This is a genomic window from Bacillus sp. SD127 (assembly GCF_058566445.1).
Genome location: NZ_CP191226.1, coordinates 3,015,863 through 3,030,951 on the forward strand (window position 1 = coordinate 3,015,863; position 15,089 = coordinate 3,030,951).

The 15,089-nt window shown below is 44.2% G+C and carries 20 protein-coding genes and 1 riboswitch; of the genes, 11 read left to right on the forward strand and 9 right to left on the reverse strand.

What is annotated here, in order from left to right:
* Window positions 1–154 precede the first annotated feature (154 nt).
* Entirely contained in the window at window positions 155–1,345 is a 1,191-nt protein-coding gene (locus ACQVGS_RS15750; RefSeq protein WP_127695456.1) for a DUF819 family protein, read from the forward strand.
* A gap of 57 nt (window positions 1,346–1,402) precedes the next feature.
* Window positions 1,403–1,948 (forward strand): GNAT family N-acetyltransferase, encoded by a 546-nt coding sequence (locus ACQVGS_RS15755; RefSeq protein WP_101860793.1) that lies wholly within the window; start codon window positions 1,403–1,405, stop codon window positions 1,946–1,948.
* A 32-nt stretch (window positions 1,949–1,980) separates the two neighbouring features.
* Here ACQVGS_RS15755 and metC read toward each other — a convergent pair whose 3' ends face one another.
* Together metC and metI are read right to left on the reverse strand one after the other, a co-directional pair.
* Window positions 1,981–3,153: a cystathionine beta-lyase gene (metC, locus tag ACQVGS_RS15760; RefSeq protein WP_188323693.1), complete on the reverse strand. Its 1,173-nt coding sequence runs from the start codon at window positions 3,151–3,153 to the stop codon at window positions 1,981–1,983.
* On the reverse strand, window positions 3,146–4,267 hold the full coding sequence (metI, locus tag ACQVGS_RS15765; protein WP_151175199.1) for a cystathionine gamma-synthase/O-acetylhomoserine thiolyase: 1,122 nt from the start codon (window positions 4,265–4,267) through the stop codon (window positions 3,146–3,148). Before metI ends, metC begins: the two co-directional genes overlap by 8 nt.
* Before the next feature lie 68 nt (window positions 4,268–4,335).
* Window positions 4,336–4,456, reverse strand: a riboswitch (SAM riboswitch).
* Between the two features lie 166 nt (window positions 4,457–4,622).
* On the opposite strand from metI, the gene ACQVGS_RS15770 reads away from it, so the two are divergent.
* The 3 genes from ACQVGS_RS15770 to ACQVGS_RS15780 are packed head-to-tail and all read left to right on the forward strand — an operon-like array spanning window position 4,623 to window position 6,316.
* A complete protein-coding gene (locus tag ACQVGS_RS15770) occupies window positions 4,623–5,345 on the forward strand; it encodes an esterase family protein (RefSeq protein WP_024120954.1) in 723 nt (240 codons plus the stop codon).
* Window positions 5,346–5,373: 28 nt separating this feature from the next.
* Window positions 5,374–5,889 (forward strand): YjcG family protein, encoded by a 516-nt coding sequence (locus tag ACQVGS_RS15775; RefSeq protein ID WP_010333788.1) that lies wholly within the window; start codon window positions 5,374–5,376, stop codon window positions 5,887–5,889.
* A gap of 4 nt (window positions 5,890–5,893) precedes the next feature.
* Window positions 5,894–6,316: a GNAT family N-acetyltransferase gene (locus ACQVGS_RS15780; protein WP_010333787.1), complete on the forward strand. Its 423-nt coding sequence runs from the start codon at window positions 5,894–5,896 to the stop codon at window positions 6,314–6,316.
* 71 nt (window positions 6,317–6,387) lie between these two features.
* Here the strand turns inward: ACQVGS_RS15780 and ACQVGS_RS15785 are convergent, their stop codons facing one another.
* A complete protein-coding gene (locus ACQVGS_RS15785) occupies window positions 6,388–6,642 on the reverse strand; it encodes a hypothetical protein (RefSeq protein WP_095713603.1) in 255 nt (84 codons plus the stop codon).
* Window positions 6,643–6,757: 115 nt separating this feature from the next.
* On the opposite strand from ACQVGS_RS15785, the gene ACQVGS_RS15790 reads away from it, so the two are divergent.
* Window positions 6,758–9,037 carry an ATP-dependent helicase gene (locus tag ACQVGS_RS15790; RefSeq protein ID WP_339236630.1) on the forward strand — a complete coding sequence of 760 codons (2,280 nt, stop codon included), beginning with the start codon at window positions 6,758–6,760 and terminating at the stop codon, window positions 9,035–9,037.
* Between the two features lie 65 nt (window positions 9,038–9,102).
* Here ACQVGS_RS15790 and spoVIF read toward each other — a convergent pair whose 3' ends face one another.
* From spoVIF to ACQVGS_RS15810, 4 genes are all read right to left on the reverse strand, one after another.
* The gene (gene spoVIF / locus ACQVGS_RS15795) at window positions 9,103–9,357 is read right to left on the reverse strand and encodes a sporulation-specific transcription regulator SpoVIF (protein ID WP_014113403.1); all 255 of its coding nucleotides are present in this window, start codon (window positions 9,355–9,357) and stop codon (window positions 9,103–9,105) included.
* A 163-nt stretch (window positions 9,358–9,520) separates the two neighbouring features.
* The gene (locus ACQVGS_RS15800) at window positions 9,521–9,661 is read right to left on the reverse strand and encodes a YjcZ family sporulation protein (RefSeq protein WP_010333783.1); all 141 of its coding nucleotides are present in this window, start codon (window positions 9,659–9,661) and stop codon (window positions 9,521–9,523) included.
* Window positions 9,662–9,742: 81 nt separating this feature from the next.
* Entirely contained in the window at window positions 9,743–9,949 is a 207-nt protein-coding gene (locus tag ACQVGS_RS15805) for a hypothetical protein (RefSeq protein WP_095713604.1), read from the reverse strand.
* A 285-nt stretch (window positions 9,950–10,234) separates the two neighbouring features.
* A complete protein-coding gene (locus ACQVGS_RS15810; protein ID WP_010333781.1) occupies window positions 10,235–10,591 on the reverse strand; it encodes a DUF1360 domain-containing protein in 357 nt (118 codons plus the stop codon).
* A 155-nt stretch (window positions 10,592–10,746) separates the two neighbouring features.
* On the opposite strand from ACQVGS_RS15810, the gene cotV reads away from it, so the two are divergent.
* From cotV to cotZ, 5 genes are all read left to right on the forward strand, one after another.
* Window positions 10,747–11,133: a spore coat protein CotV gene (cotV, locus tag ACQVGS_RS15815; RefSeq protein WP_024120946.1), complete on the forward strand. Its 387-nt coding sequence runs from the start codon at window positions 10,747–10,749 to the stop codon at window positions 11,131–11,133.
* Window positions 11,134–11,173: 40 nt separating this feature from the next.
* Window positions 11,174–11,503, forward strand: coding sequence for a hypothetical protein (locus tag ACQVGS_RS15820; protein ID WP_024120945.1), 330 nt, complete (start codon window positions 11,174–11,176; stop codon window positions 11,501–11,503).
* A gap of 88 nt (window positions 11,504–11,591) precedes the next feature.
* Window positions 11,592–12,101 (forward strand): spore coat protein CotX, encoded by a 510-nt coding sequence (gene cotX / locus ACQVGS_RS15825; protein ID WP_024120944.1) that lies wholly within the window; start codon window positions 11,592–11,594, stop codon window positions 12,099–12,101.
* A gap of 150 nt (window positions 12,102–12,251) precedes the next feature.
* The gene (cotY, locus tag ACQVGS_RS15830; RefSeq protein WP_003239243.1) at window positions 12,252–12,740 is read left to right on the forward strand and encodes a spore coat protein CotY; all 489 of its coding nucleotides are present in this window, start codon (window positions 12,252–12,254) and stop codon (window positions 12,738–12,740) included.
* Window positions 12,741–12,867: 127 nt separating this feature from the next.
* Window positions 12,868–13,317 (forward strand): spore coat protein CotZ, encoded by a 450-nt coding sequence (gene cotZ / locus ACQVGS_RS15835; protein WP_024120943.1) that lies wholly within the window; start codon window positions 12,868–12,870, stop codon window positions 13,315–13,317.
* An 86-nt stretch (window positions 13,318–13,403) separates the two neighbouring features.
* Here cotZ and cotO read toward each other — a convergent pair whose 3' ends face one another.
* Window positions 13,404–14,129, reverse strand: a complete 726-nt coding sequence (gene cotO, locus ACQVGS_RS15840) for a spore coat protein CotO (protein ID WP_081638279.1) — start codon at window positions 14,127–14,129, stop codon at window positions 13,404–13,406.
* 100 nt (window positions 14,130–14,229) lie between these two features.
* Complete coding sequence (fabI, locus tag ACQVGS_RS15845; protein WP_024120941.1) at window positions 14,230–15,006, reverse strand: enoyl-ACP reductase FabI; 777 nt, start codon at window positions 15,004–15,006, stop codon at window positions 14,230–14,232.
* Window positions 15,007–15,089 lie beyond the last annotated feature (83 nt).

Genomic DNA, 15,089 nt, shown 5'->3' on the forward strand with positions numbered 1-15,089 from the left:
TGGGTATGTTGTTGTCTTTCTGACAAGTTCTATTATATAACCTTCCCTTCTATTCGTCAACTGCTTTTTCAGAAAAACTTTTTTCGGACTTGCTGTTATGTTCATCGGCTATTATAATATGTCTTAATTTTCTAACAATAGGGGTGATGGGGTTTTGCATTCTTTGATTTCTTCTGATGATGTATGGGTATTATGGGGATTTATTGCGGTGTGGGCGGCAGTGAGCATCTGGCTGGAGCAGCGGTTTAAGTGGGCTTCCGCTGTGTCAGGGGCTATTATCGCACTGGCAGGTGCAATGGTGTTTACAAATATAGGAGTGCTTCCTGTTGAATCGCCTGTATACGACACCGTATGGTCATATGTAGTGCCGCTTGCGATTCCTCTTTTGCTGTTTCAGATCAATGTGCGGCAGATTTTTAAGGAAAGCAGGCGTTTGCTGTTTATTTTTCTTATAAGCTCCTTAGGGACAGTGGTTGGCAGCATCATCGCTTTTTTTCTATTAAAACAGCATATTCCCTATCTAGATAAGATCGGCGGGATGATCAGTGCCTCCTATATTGGCGGCGGGATTAATTTTGCGGCGATGGCTGCGAAATTTGAGACACCGGGCGAATATGTGTCGGCAACGGTTGTGGCAGATAACTTTATGATGGCGCTGTTGTTTTTTATTTTAATCAGCATTCCCGCACTCAAATGGTTTCGCCGGCATTATGCGATGCCGTTTGAAGATCAGGCAAAAGCGGAAGGAAACAGTGGTAACAGCGCGGAAAGCTATTGGAAGCGGAAAGACATTTCATTAAAGGACATTGCCTTTAACGCTGGAGCTGCTTTTGCTCTTGTTGCGGTAAGCGGTAAGGTTTCCGGCTATTTCAAAATTACGTTCTCTCACCCCCTTTTGACCGGGACGCTTGGCGATCAGTACCTTGTGCTTACGTCTTTATCCGTTCTTATCATCTTTCTGTTCCCTCGTTTTTTTGAAAGGCTCAATGGATCTCAGGAGCTTGGCACCTACTTGATTTATTTGTTTTTTGTGGTGATTGGCATTCCTGCAGATCTCCGGTTAATCATCACAAATGCGCCTCTTATTCTCTTATTTGTCTTTATCATCGCCATCAGCAATTTAGCGGTTTCCTTAGCTGTCGGTAAATTGTTCCGCGTGCGCCTTGAGGAAATTCTGCTTGCCGTAAACGCCACAGTCGGCGGCCCTACGACAGCAGCTGCGATGGCGATTGCCAAAGGATGGCGGGAGCTTGTTGCACCGATTATGCTGGTCGGCACACTCGGCTACTTGATCGGCAATTATGTTGGCACCTTTATGGGAAATTGGTTTTCTTCCTTTTTATAAAAAGGATTTTCACACTTTCCTCAGAATACTATGTAAGAGAAACGGAGAGATCACTGTATGTTAAAAGGACATACCATTTATATAAGACCTTTAGAAACAGAAGATGCTGAAGAGAATCTTCGGCTGCAAAGCGAAAACCGGGCATTTTTTGAACAGTTCTCCATGATTCGCGCAGACGATTACTATACGATTGAAGGGCAGAGAAAAAGGATCGAACAATATCAGCAAAGGCTGGTAAATGACCAAGAGTATCACTTCGGCATCTTCACAAATAAAGACCATACATTAATCGGGACGGTTTCCCTTTTCCAAATCATCCGCGGAGCGCTGCAATGCGCGTTTATTGGATACTTTTTAGATAAAGCCCATAACGGAAAGGGCCTTATGACAGAGGCGGTCAGACTGATTGTTGATTATGCGTTTCACGATTTGAAACTGCATCGCATTGAAGCCGGTGTCATGCCTCGCAATCTGGGGTCCATGCGCGTATTAGAAAAAGCGGGATTTCATAAAGAGGGTATTGCCCGAAAAAACGTGAAAATCAATGGAAAATGGGAGGATCATCAAGTACTGGCGATTCTGAATCCTGATGATGAAAAATAAAAAAGAAGCCGGGATATCGCCCGGCTTCTTTTTTAACGCGCAGCTACGGGCGCAATTTCTTTCAGCGCTTGTTCGAAATCACGTTCTAAATCATCTGCATGTTCGACTCCCACACTTAGACGGAGCAGGCCGTCTGTGATGCCGCGTTTTTCACGCTCTTCCTTAGGCATTGCCGCGTGAGACATCGTTGCCGGATAGGACAAAATCGATTCCACGGCGCCAAGGCTCACAGCAAAGACCGGAAGTGATACATTCTCTACTAATTTCTTAACGGCCTTTTTGCTTTCAAGCTCAAAAGAAAGCACAGCACCCGCTCCCACCGACTGACTTTTATGGGTTTGGGCCCCCGGATGATCAGACAGCCCCGGATAATACACGCGTTTCACCGCCGGATGCTTCTGGAAAAATTCCGCAAGCCGCTGCGCTGTTTGGCTCGCTTTTTCTAAACGGACCTGCAATGTTTTTAAGCCGCGCAGCACGAGCCAGCAATCTTGCACGCCAAGGACGGCGCCGAACGAGTTTTGCAGCTTATACAGCTGCTTCCCAAGCTCTTCATCCTTGACAGCAGCCAGTCCTGACAGCACATCGCTGTGTCCGCTCAGGAATTTTGTTGCGCTGTGAAGCACAATATCCACGCCGAGATCAAGCGGACGCTGCAGTGCCGGTGTCATGAATGTATTATCCAGAAAGGTCAGACAGCCGTTTTCTTTTGCAAGCTGGACAACCGCTTTAATATCAGTAATTCCAAGTGTCGGATTTGACGGTGTCTCCATATAAATGACCTTTGTGTTTGGCTGGATATTCCGTGCCACTTCGTTGATATCCGTCATATCAACAAACGTGTGCTCAATGCCAAAACGGGTCAAAACCTCTGTCACCATGCGGAAGGTTCCGCCGTATACATCTTCTGTCACAAGAACGTGATCGCCCTGTGAGAGAAGTAAAAATGCTGTTGAGATCGCAGCCATGCCTGAACTGAAAGCAAACCCTCTCGTTCCGCCTTCCAGTGCGGCAATTGTTTCTTCGAGAGCTGTTCTTGTCGGCGTGCCTGAGCGGCTGTAATCATATGCGCCAAATTCTTCAAATGAAGATTGATGGAAGGTCGATGCGTGCTGGATCGGTACACTGACCGCCCCGGTTGCACCGTCTGTTTTAAATGGATTGTGCACGAGCTGGGTTTCCAGCGTCCAATTGTGATTACTCAAATGAAACAGCTCCCTCTTTGACCTGACATAACGCCTGTTTTAGGTCCTCTTTTAAATCTTCCGCATGTTCAATTCCGACTGAAAAACGCAGCAGACGATTGCAGACACCGTTTGCGATACGGATTTCTTCAGGAATATCCATGTGCGTCTGTGTGGCAGGGTATGTAATAAAGCTCTCCACCCCGCCGAGGCTTTCTGCAAAGCAAATCGTTTTCAGTGCTTTTAAAAATGGATTCACCCATTCTTCTTTTTGCAGACGGAAGGACAACATGCCTCCTTTTCCCGGGTAAAGCACATCCTTGATTTCTTCTTGCTTCTCTAAAAAGGCCGCTAACTCCTGAGCGTTCGCCTGATGCTGGCGCATTCTGAGACTGAGCGTCTTCATTCCTCTCATCAAAAGCCATGAGTCAAACGGAGGCAAGACGGCGCCGATGGCGTTTTGATGCTGAAACATTTCTTCTCCAAGCTGTTCATCCTTGACAACAACAAGCCCCGCAAGCAGATCGTTATGCCCGCCTAAATATTTGGTTGCGCTGTGAATGACAATGTCGGCTCCAAGCTCAAGCGGACGCTGCAAAACCGGTGTATAAAATGTGTTGTCAACAATCACCAGAAGATCGTGCTCTTTTGAAATCCGAGCGATCTTTTCAATGTCCGCCTCCTGCATCAGCGGATTTGTCGGTGTTTCCACAAACACTGCTTTTGTATTTGGTGTAATCTTGGAGCGTAAACAGTCCTCATCGCTGAAATCATCATAATAAAAGGTCAAGCCGTATTTTTTCCATTCATTTTCAAACAGACGGTACGTGCCGCCATACAAGTCCGATGAAACGATCAGTTCATCCCCGCTTTTAAACAGCGCCATAATCGTTTGAATTGCTGCCATTCCCGAACTGAAGGCAAGCCCTCTCGCTCCGTTTTCTAAACTGGCAATCGCGTCCTCAACAAGCTGGCGTGTCGGGTTTTTTGTCCGAACATAATCAAATCCGGTCGATTCGCCGATCCCTCTGTGGCGGTATGCTGTTGATAAATAAATAGGAGGACTCACTGTTCCCGTTACTTCGTCGCTTCGGTTTCCGATTTGGGCTAATTTCGTTTCAACGTGCTGTGACATATAGCTGACACCTTCCCTTTTCATAATAAAAAACCCCTTCTTCATAAGAAGAAGGGGTTTAACGCTTCTTCTTATCTTCCAAGCATAGTACGCTTGCTGGATTTAGCACCTTGGCGCTTTGCACGTATGCAAAACAAGCCGGTTGCTGAGGTTTCTAAGGGCCAGTCCCTCCACCTCTCACGATAAGAAATATCGATTTCAATTTTCTGATTGTTTTATATTAGCGCAATTTGCAGTTTATTTCAATACTTTTTTCTTCGGGCACCGAACTATTTAAAGAGAGAAATTTCTAATAATTCATGGTACAATAATTTCAAACGCAAGAAAGTCTAGTGATGCCCTGGAGGAATGTATTATGGCACCGAAAAACGGCACAGTTCAAGAAAAGAAGCTCTTTTCAAAAGAGCTTAACGAGGAAATGACAGTACTCGTTTATCTGCCGTCAAACTACTCCCCTCTTTATAAATATCATCTTATTATCGCGCAGGACGGCCACGATTATTTCAGGCTGGGGAGAATCGGCAGACAAGTGGAGGAATTGCTGTCCAAAAGAGAAATAGACCGATGCATTATTATCGGTGTTCCTTACAAGGATGTAAAAGAACGCAGAAAAACCTATCATCCGGAAGGTTCTAAGTTTTCGGCATATAAACGATTCATTGCCCACGAGCTAGTTCCTTTTGCAGATCATGAATTTCCGACGTACCAAGTCGGCTACGGGCGGACACTGATCGGTGATTCTCTCGGAGCGACCGTTTCTCTTATGACAGCGCTTGATTATCCGAATATGTTTGGTAACATCATCATGCAGTCTCCCTATGTAGATCAACATGTATTAGAAGCCGTGAAACAGTCAGACGACATCAAACACCTCTCTCTTTATCACCAAATCGGAACAAAAGAAACAGACGTCCATACGACAGACGGCAATATTTTGGACTTCACAGAACCGAATCAGGAGCTGAAAAAGCTTTTGGAGGAAAAGCTTTCCGATTATTATTTTGAGCCATTTGACGGAGACCACAAGTGGACATACTGGCAGCCGCTCATTACGCCGGCTCTGAAAAAAATGCTCTAACATACTTTATTTTCAGGAGGGACATACTATGAAATACGGAATTGTTTTATTTCCATCAAAAAAACTGCAAGATCTCGCGAACTCTTACAGAAAGCGCTATGATCCGAGCTATTCACTGATCCCGCCTCATTTGACGCTGAGATCTTCATTTGAATTTACAGAAGAGGAAGCCGGTGAATTGGTATCACAATTGAGAGAGATCGCTAAAGAATCTCATCCGATTGTTCTCAAAATGACCAAATACAGTTCTTTTGCGCCTGTCAATAATGTCATTTACATTAAAGCAGAACCGACGGAAGAATTAAAAACACTGAATGAAAAACTTTACACCGGTGTATTAGCCGGTAATCAGGAATACAATTTTGTTCCGCATGTGACGGTCGGCCAAAACCTTTCCGACGATGAGCATTCGGATGTATTAGGGCAGTTAAAAATGCAGGAAGTATCTCATGAAGAAATTGTTGACCGTTTTCATCTGCTGTATCAATTGGAAAACGGTTCGTGGACGGTATATGAAACGTTCCTGTTAGGCGGAGGAGAATAAACGATTGGAAGCAGTTATCGCAAAAAATGAAGAACAAATGAAAGATGCATTTTATGTAAGAAAAGAAGTCTTTGTCAAAGAACAAAACGTACCAGCTGAAGAAGAAATTGATGAGCTAGAAAACGAATCAGAGCATATTGTGGTATATGACGGAGATCAGCCGGTCGGCGCCGGAAGATGGCGGCTAAAAAACGGATACGGCAAATTAGAGCGAATTTGTGTCTTAAAAAGCCACCGCTCAGCCGGTGTCGGCGGCATCATTATGAAAGCGCTGGAAAAAGCGGCAGCAGACGGCGGTGCTTCAGGTTTTATGTTAAATGCGCAGACACAAGCAGTGCCATTTTACAAAAAACATGGATATCGGGTGCTGTCTGAAGAGGAATTTCTCGATGCCGGCATTCCCCATTTGCAAATGATTAAGGATTAAACACCATCCGGGTCTTCTGAGATCCGGATTTTTTCGCATATAAAAAACCGCTCTCTCATGTGAACGGTTTTTTATACATATCGATTAATAGATGTGCCTATCCCTTTTTCTCGAAATCTTTTATAAAGAGAGCGCTTACGTTTTGCCTCGTTTACTTTCCTTTCAGCAGCCGTTAGATTCTCCTGCTGCTTTTCAAGTTCCTTGTATACCCGCTGAAATGGGACATAGCTGATCTTCTCTGTTCCGGCATAATCCTGTTTATGGCCTATTGTGCGATTGGCATATTGAGCGTATTGCTGGTTCTGAATTTGACCTGCATATATCATACGATCCCCACCCTTCTGCTGTTCTTTTCCCTTAAACTTACTTTTTGAAACACGTTTCTTTTGATATGATAGTCTTTGTCTGTAATGAACACCTTTTTATTGGGAGGACCCCTTTTTGAAATGCGCCCGACTGAATGATCGAACAATACATTTACATACATATTCGAGAGAACATTATCAATTCCTCTATGAAGAAGGAATAAAAGGGAATTTATTTTGTTCTCATTGCGGAAAGCCTGTTTTGTTAAGGCTCAACATCGCTGAACCGCCTGCATTTATTCACCGGCAGCCTGGTGATTTCCCGGCGTGTGAGGAAGCCTGCGAACCGAAACCGGCGAAAGAAGAGAGAAAAGAAGACTTTCAGGAATCCGGCGTCTTTCGTTTGCCTAAAGGAAAAGCGATATCAGCTGATCCGGCACCCGGTGTCACGGAATGGCAGACTCCAAGACATATTAAACCTGGTACACCTTTTATAAAAAGACCGGAAACACCTGATATGAGCCTTTTTCCGACTGTCGGCTTAAACACAGATCAGCTGAAAGCTGTCACGGAAACGGAAGGCCCTTTATTGGTGCTTGCCGGTGCAGGAAGCGGAAAAACACGTGTGCTGACCGCGCGCGCTGCCCACATGATCGAACACTTAGACATACCGCCGGAACATATGCTGCTTGTCACCTTTACAACAAAAGCCGTCGCGGAAATGAAAGATCGCATGGCGAAGCAGTACGGATTACAGCCGTCAAAAGTCAGAAGACTTGTCACCGGAACATTCCACAGCTTGTTTTATAAAATCCTATATCACTATGATTCTGCCAAATGGAATGGCGAACATTTGCTTAAAATGGAGTGGCAAAAGGAACAATATATGAAAAAAGCACTCTATGAAGAAGGCGTAGATGAGAAAGAGTTCCCTGTCGATCAGGCTTTGCAGCAAATCGGCTTCTGGAAAAACACTTATTTGCCGAATGAACATATTCCTTTAAAGGATGAGTGGGAAAAACAAGTCTACCGCCTATACGAATATTATGAGCGCCAGAAAAAAGAACACCGCCAATTTGATTTTGATGATATGGCGTCAGCCTGCTATGAACTGTTTATAGAACGGCCTGACCTTCTGGAGCAATATCAATCTAGGTTTACGTATATTTTAATCGATGAGTTTCAGGACATTAATCCGGTTCAATATAAAATCATGCAAATGCTGGCGAGTCCGGAACAAAACCTGTGCTGTGTCGGTGACGATGATCAGTCAATCTATGCGTTTCGCGGCAGCAGCCCTTCTTTTATTCTGGATTTTCAAAAGGATTATCCCGGTGCCAAAACAATCTATTTAACAGCGAACTACCGTTCAACACATCCGATCGTTTCCAGTGCTGATATTGTCGTGAAAAAGAACAAAAACAGGTATGCCAAGATGCTGGAAGCCGCACGTGACGACGCGCAGGTCCCTGTGCTGTTTTATCCTTATGACGAAGAAGAAGAAGCGACAATGGTGGTTTCCGATATGAAAGAAAAAATTCAAAACGGCGCAAAACCTGAAGATTTTGCGGTTCTCTACCGGACAAACAGCGCCGGCCGCGCCATTTATGAAAGGCTTCATCAATCATCCATTCCGTATACCGCAGATCGCGGCGTCCAGTCCTTTTACAGCAGAAGGATCGTCCGCCAGATACTCGCATACTTGTACGCAAGCCAAAACGAGGATGATACTGAAGCGATTAAGCACTTGCTGCCTGCCTTATTTCTAAAACAGTCTGCTTTAAACACGCTGAAGGCGCTCTCGATTACCGAGGACTGCTCCATGATCAAAGCGCTGGCCAAATTGCCGGATCTGAAGCCGTTCCAGCTGGATAAAATCAAAAAAATCGTGCCCTTTTTCGCAAGCATCCGCACCATGAAGCCGGTGGAAGCCATTACCTTTGCCGAAGGAAAAATGGGCTTCTCCGAATACTTAAAAAAACGGGGCAACGAAGGAAATAAGCTGGAAAAAGGCTCTGATGACCTGCGTGACGTCAAGGTTGTCGCCAAAAAATTCAAAACCATCCCTGACTTTCTCGCCCATGTCGATCACATGCGGGCTGCTGAAAAAAACAAAACGGATGAAAACGGCGTTCAGCTGATGACCATTCACCGGTCAAAGGGCCTCGAATTCAAAACCGTCTATGTATTAGGCACGGTAGACGGCTCCATCCCGCATGATTTCTCACTAGAAACAGCGAGAAAGGGAGACGAAGCTCCGCTTGAGGAAGAAAGACGCCTTCTGTATGTTGCAATGACACGGGCCAAACAGCATTTATATTTGTCTTGTCCCGCAAACAGGCGCGGCAAAACCGCCCACCGTTCAAGGTTTTTGTATCCTCTTTTGCAGCAAACGAGACAGCCTTTGCCCAAATAAACAGCCCGGCAGTGATACTGCCGGGTTTTTCACTGTAAAAAAGGCCCGCTGCCCAGGCCATCCGCTTATTTATTATCCAACATTTTAGAAATCGTTCCAAAATCAAGCTTTTCTTTTCCGCTTGTAATGGACTGGACAATCTTATCTTCCAGTTCTTTCGGCACGCGTCTGTTTGCCAGCTGCGCCACGCGTTTAATGACGCTGCGGACTGTGTTTTCATCTTTAAAATTGGCGTTTTGGAGTGATCCTGCAAGATTCATGACATCCTGCATGTTCACGCCTGTTTTCTTTTCAATGTTCTTAAAAAATTGATTATCCATGATACGCCTCCTTTTGGCGGAGTAATACAGTATTGTATGAACGCTTTACGCATAATGTGATGATTCGCAATCAAAAATAAGTTACTGATTTAAAAAGCAGCAAAGGGTACATAAAGTAGGAAGAAGCACGGGAATCATCCGCACTTCCTCCTTCATTCATTTCTTAGTAGTTAAAAAAAGATGCACCTACGATGATGAGAAGAATGAACAGTACGACCACAAGAACGAATGTTGAACCGTAACCGCCTGAATATCCTCCAGCATAACCGCCGCCGTAGCAGCCGCCTCCGTAACCAAATCCCATAACTAAGCACCTCCTTTACTCTCTATACACTATGTGAGACATCATGATCGGCTTGGATATTCGCATAGGGCGCTTGCGGATTTATGATGGATCATGCTGCGCCTGCCGTTTTTTCAGTAAGGCTTCCGTCTTTTCAGCCAATTCTTCAATTTCTTGTTCAAACGACAGGCCGGCTTCGTCAAATAAAGCCAATTCCTTTTCAATATGTTTGATCGTCTTGTCATGTTTGTTTTGCTTTTGATCGTGCGGTCCATACCTGCCCTCTATGAATTTTTCAAACTCGTTCATGAGATCCCCCCCTCTCATGACATATGCTGAGCGTATCAGCATTGTTAAAAAAACAAAAAACCGGACATCTCCGGTCTCTTGTCAGTGTCAAGCTATTGAGGTTTTTTCTTTTTACTGCCGCATCCGCAGCCTTTCTTTTTGATCTTTTTTGTTTGATACGATGAATCTGTATATGGAGTTTTTTGGGAAGGTTTGTTAAATTGATTCACTTTGATCCCTTCCTTTCCTTATGTCATATATGCTATTTTATGCGGATTCTGACGGAAAGTTACTGGTGGGAATGCCTCATTCCTGCAGCCATTTTGATACAAGGGTTTCAATAATACCGGCCAGCCCTGCGATCGCCAGCAGCAAAACCAGCCACTGGGCCGCCTCTGGAATAAAGGCCTGGCACAAAATCAAAAAGCCGGCGCACCACACGCCTGTGCACCAATAGCAGCTCAGCAATTCACCGATAAACGCCCTGACACCCGTTCCCTTTATGACAATATACGTTTCAATGTTCCCGTCCGCATCCTTTTCCTCCTTCTCTTCATGAAAAAGGCTGCGCAGCGGCGCCATAATCGTATCAAACACGAAAAGACGCGCGAGCCGGAAGACCGCAAGCGAAAGAAGGAAAAGAGACAGCCAATTGATAACCACTTGTTCACTCCTTTCATCATCCCCTTCACATATATGCAGAAACCCTAGCTTTCATGATTTTGTATCTTGTCCTGTTGAAAATTGGTTATTTTTCTTATTCCGCTCTGCACTTGTTCTGCATTATATACAGTATGGATAAGAAAGGAGTGAAGGTTATGTCGTTTGAAGAAAATGTTGAATCCCTGCATCCTGAAATATTTGAGCAATTATCTAGCGAATTCGAACAGCAGATCGAAGTCATTGATTGCGAGAATATCACAATAGATACGTCACATATAACATCTGCCCTTTCTATACAAGCCTTAGTGACAACAATGATTATCCTGGCAACACAGCTCGTCATCGCCGACGAGGACTTAGCTGACGCAGTGGCAAGCGAAATTCTTATTCTCGATAACTCCCAAATCAAAAAAAGAACCATCATTAAAATTATCAACAGCCGAAACATCAAAATTACTTTGTCTGCCGACGAAATAATAACCTTTGTACAAATTTTGCTTCAGGTGCTAAACAGCATTCTCAATGAACTTGACGTCCTTTAACCCTTTCTTTTCACAAACTTAAAAGCTGAGGTGAAAACAAATGTCAGATAACGATAAAATCAAAGAAGAGATTGCAAAGCTTCCCGAAGCAGATCCGATGACGAAAGCGCTGGTTCAAAATATCTTTCTTAAACACGGTGTCACGAAAGACAAAATGAAAAAAGTATCAGATGAAGAAAAGGAAATGCTTTTGAATATGGTAAAAGACTTGCAAGCTAAATCAGCGGAAATAATTGAAAAACAAAAGAAGAAAAAAGAAGAAGCCACCGTGCAAGAGCAACAAAACGAAAAACCGCTAAGCCGCAGAGAACAATTAATTGAGCAGCTCAGACAAAGACGTCAAAACAATAACAATTCAAACCAATCATAAAAAATAGGGCACATCATCAAGATATATGACTCAGTCAAAGTAAGAGGCTCGCTCATTTAATAACAGTAAAAGAAAAGGAGGAATAGATATGGAAAGCAGACCATACTCTTGGGTTGCACTTGATCCTGACTGTGACCATCCGTTAGACGAGAAAGATAAAAAAGAAGAAAGAAAATGTAATTGCGATATTTGCTGCAATGGCAATGGGTTTTTTGGCAACGACAACGCATTGATTGACCAAAATCTGGCTCAGGCAAATCTCAACAAACAAGTCTCCGATGAGACAATTATTATCAGAGATTCTTGTGACATCAACGTTTCATCTACAGATGTTCAAGCAGTAACATCAGTTTTAACGGCGCTTAATTCCGCAACCATAGTATTAACTCTAACATCCATTGCAGACGGAGTAATTGCCGAATTAGTCGCACAAGATTTATTGCAGATTGCAGCTAACAAACAAGTAAATCGCCAAAAACTTCTTATCGAATGCTCCCGCGGCGTAAATGTTACAACAGTAGATGCCGATATTGCAACAGTTGTTTCTACAGCAGTAAACCTCCTAGTCGCTGTCTTAACAATCACTCTTGTCCTCTAGAACCTAAAAGCAGAGCTAAAAACGCTCTGCTTTTTCTTATTTTCCCGCATATGATGAATATATAGACGTTCACCCACACCAAGTGAGGCACGAGTACATATGTTGTTAAGGACTAAAGTCAAATACCCTATAAAGAAGGAGCTGAAATCAATGAGCTGCGGAAAAACCCATGGCCGGCATGAGAACTGTGTATGCGATGCAGTGGAAAAGATTTTAGCAGAGCAGGAGGCAGTTGAAGAACAGTGTCCGACTGGCTGCTATACCAACCTTTTAAACCCTACGATTGCTGGAAAAGACACAATTCCGTTTCTCGTTTTTGATAAAAAAGGCGGATTGTTCTCCACATTCGGAAACGTGGGGGGATTTGTGGATGATATGCAATGCTTTGAATCCATTTTCTTCCGCGTTGAAAAATTATGCGATTGCTGTGCAACACTTTCTATTTTACGCCCGGTCGATGTCAAAGGCGATACCTTAAGTGTTTGCCACCCTTGCGACCCGGATTTCTTCGGGCTAGAAAAAACAGATTTTTGCATCGAAGTGGACCTCGGATGCTTCTGTGCGATTCAATGCCTGTCACCAGAGTTAGTTGACAGAACTTCGCCTCATAAAGATAAAAAGCATCATCACAATGGATAAACACTTGTAAAGAGGAATCCCCTTCCAAGCTCTATTACAGGTGCAAATTATTCAGCTGCTTCGAAAGTGAGGCAGCTGACTCTCCATCATTTCGCCAGTCTCAAAATTACAAGGCAGGAGGGATAATATGAGCCAGAAAACATCAAGCTGCGTGCGTGAAGCGGTAGAACAAATTGAAGATCTGCAAAACGCGGTTGAAGAGGATTGCCCGGCCGGCTGCCATTCCAAGCTTTTGTCTGTAAGCCATTCATTAGGCGATACAGTGCCTTTTGCAATATTTACATCAAAATCAAAGCCTTTAGTCGCCTTCGGTAATGTCGGCGAGCTGGATAACGGACCTTGCTTTAATACAGTATTTTTTAGAGTAGAAAAAGTTCATGGCAGCTGCGCAACGCTATCCTTATTAATCGCTTTTGACGAACACAAACACATTTTGGACTTCACCGATAAAGACACGATTTGTGAAGTGTTCCGACTTGAAAAAACGCACTACTGTATTGAAGTGGATTTAGACTGCTTCTGCGCGATCAATTGCTTAAATCCCCGTTTAATCAATCGAACACATCATCATTCATGATAAGGCGGAAAAGCTTGCAGATTTGCAGGCTTTTCTCTATGTAAAAAAGCTGCCGGAACGATCTGCCGGGCAGCTTTTTGCTTTCATTAAAAACCTAACGGGTGCAGAGATGTGATATCATCGATCGCCAGCTCAGTCGGAGCGCCGTTTCCGGTCGTCCGAAGCAGAACGGAATCATTTCTTCTTCCGACAATCACGCCTCTGTACGTTTTCCCATTGGCTTCAATCAGACAAAGCGCTCTCGGCATGTTATGCGGCAGTTTTGTTAAAAAGTCGATTTTTTCATGGATGGACATCTTGCTCATCGGTTTTTTCACTTTTCTGGCCGGCGGTGTCTTTTCTTCAGCTTTAGCTGCATTATGAACGGCCTCCGGTTCCTTTTCAGGCTTACGGGCTTCAGGTGCAGGCTCTTCCTTTTTTTCCGCTTCCTGAGGTTGCTGTTTGGCGGTGTCTTCAATTGCCTGCGGCTCTTCTAACGGTTCCTGCTGCTTTTTCTGGTTCTCCGGCTCTCTCGCCTCTTGTTTTTGCTGACTCACTTGTTCCTCTGCCTGTTTTTTCTCTGTTTGCTGAGCATCTTTTGCCTGAATGTCTTCCCGCTCTTTTTCCTCTGTTTCAATTGCACCTTTTACCTGAATGTCTTCCCGCTCTTTTTCATGATAAACCGGCTGTTCCTCTGCTTTTGTCGGAGCCGGTTTGGCTTTTCTTTTAATGACGATCTCCTGCATGGACGAGCGTGTTTCCATATAATCCGGCTGAACAATATACATGAGCGGTTTTTTATCCGCGTTTCTTTTCTTATTAGACATCTTCATCCCTCCGATTCTGTCATATTCTATCTATATGACAGAATGCTGAAAATCAGAAGAAATAAAAAAGCAATCCCTATTTGGGACTGCTTGATGGTGAATCTGCTTAGCGGGCAGTGATATGGAAACCTGAATCAACATGAAGATTTTCACCTGTGATGCCTCGGGACATATCGCTAAATAAAAATGCTGCTGTATCTCCCACCTCTTCAGGTGTAGTCGTGCGGCGTAGCGGCGCACGCTCTTCAATGTCTTTTAAGATGGAGTTGAAGTCACTGATGCCTTTAGCAGACAATGTTCTGATCGGACCGGCAGAAATGCTGTTAACGCGGATATTTTCTTTTCCTAAGTCAGCAGCTAAGTACTTCACACTTGCGTCAAGAGAAGCTTTCGCTACACCCATCACGTTGTAGTTCGGCATAACGAGCTCTCCGCCAAGGTAAGTCAGCGTTACGATGCTTCCGCCTTCAGTCATCATCGGACGCGCCGCTTTTGCGACAGCGGTCAGTGAGTATGAGCTGATGTTGTGAGCTAGAAGGAAGCCCTCACGATTTGTGTTTAAGTATTCGCCGACAAGCTCTTCTTTGTTGGCAAACGCGATACAATGCGCGATACCGTGGATCACACCGACCTGCTCCTTAATGCTTGCGAAACAAGTTTCGATTTCCGCGTCGTTTGTCACGTCGCAAGGAAGGATAATGGAATCGTTTCGCTCCAAAGTTCCAGCGAGTTCATGAACAGATTTCTCCAGGCGTTCACCTGCATATGTGAAAATCAATCGTGCGCCCGCTTCATGTAAAGAGCGCGCAATTCCCCAAGCGATACTGCGTTTGTTGGCTACTCCCATAACAACAATGTTGCGGCCTTCAAGTGAAAAATTCATATGTATAAAGCCTCCTATATTTGTTAAAGACATAGTATTAGTACCTGATCTTAATACCTATCATATCATAACCTTGTCCAGAT

Coding starts and splice junctions, on each gene's coding strand:
- ACQVGS_RS15755 (WP_101860793.1), top strand. CDS start 1,403: ATGTTAAAAGGACATACCATTTATATAAGACCTTTAGAAACAGAAGAT.
- metI (WP_151175199.1), bottom strand. CDS start 4,267: ATGTCACAGCACGTTGAAACGAAATTAGCCCAAATCGGAAACCGAAGC.
- ACQVGS_RS15770 (WP_024120954.1), top strand. CDS start 4,623: ATGGCACCGAAAAACGGCACAGTTCAAGAAAAGAAGCTCTTTTCAAAA.
- ACQVGS_RS15775 (WP_010333788.1), top strand. CDS start 5,374: ATGAAATACGGAATTGTTTTATTTCCATCAAAAAAACTGCAAGATCTC.
- ACQVGS_RS15785 (WP_095713603.1), bottom strand. CDS start 6,642: ATGATATATGCAGGTCAAATTCAGAACCAGCAATACGCTCAATATGCC.
- spoVIF (WP_014113403.1), bottom strand. CDS start 9,357: ATGGATAATCAATTTTTTAAGAACATTGAAAAGAAAACAGGCGTGAAC.
- ACQVGS_RS15800 (WP_010333783.1), bottom strand. CDS start 9,661: ATGGGATTTGGTTACGGAGGCGGCTGCTACGGCGGCGGTTATGCTGGA.
- ACQVGS_RS15805 (WP_095713604.1), bottom strand. CDS start 9,949: ATGAACGAGTTTGAAAAATTCATAGAGGGCAGGTATGGACCGCACGAT.
- cotV (WP_024120946.1), top strand. CDS start 10,747: ATGTCGTTTGAAGAAAATGTTGAATCCCTGCATCCTGAAATATTTGAG.
- ACQVGS_RS15820 (WP_024120945.1), top strand. CDS start 11,174: ATGTCAGATAACGATAAAATCAAAGAAGAGATTGCAAAGCTTCCCGAA.
- cotX (WP_024120944.1), top strand. CDS start 11,592: ATGGAAAGCAGACCATACTCTTGGGTTGCACTTGATCCTGACTGTGAC.
- cotY (WP_003239243.1), top strand. CDS start 12,252: ATGAGCTGCGGAAAAACCCATGGCCGGCATGAGAACTGTGTATGCGAT.
- cotZ (WP_024120943.1), top strand. CDS start 12,868: ATGAGCCAGAAAACATCAAGCTGCGTGCGTGAAGCGGTAGAACAAATT.
- cotO (WP_081638279.1), bottom strand. CDS start 14,129: ATGAAGATGTCTAATAAGAAAAGAAACGCGGATAAAAAACCGCTCATG.
- fabI (WP_024120941.1), bottom strand. CDS start 15,006: ATGAATTTTTCACTTGAAGGCCGCAACATTGTTGTTATGGGAGTAGCC.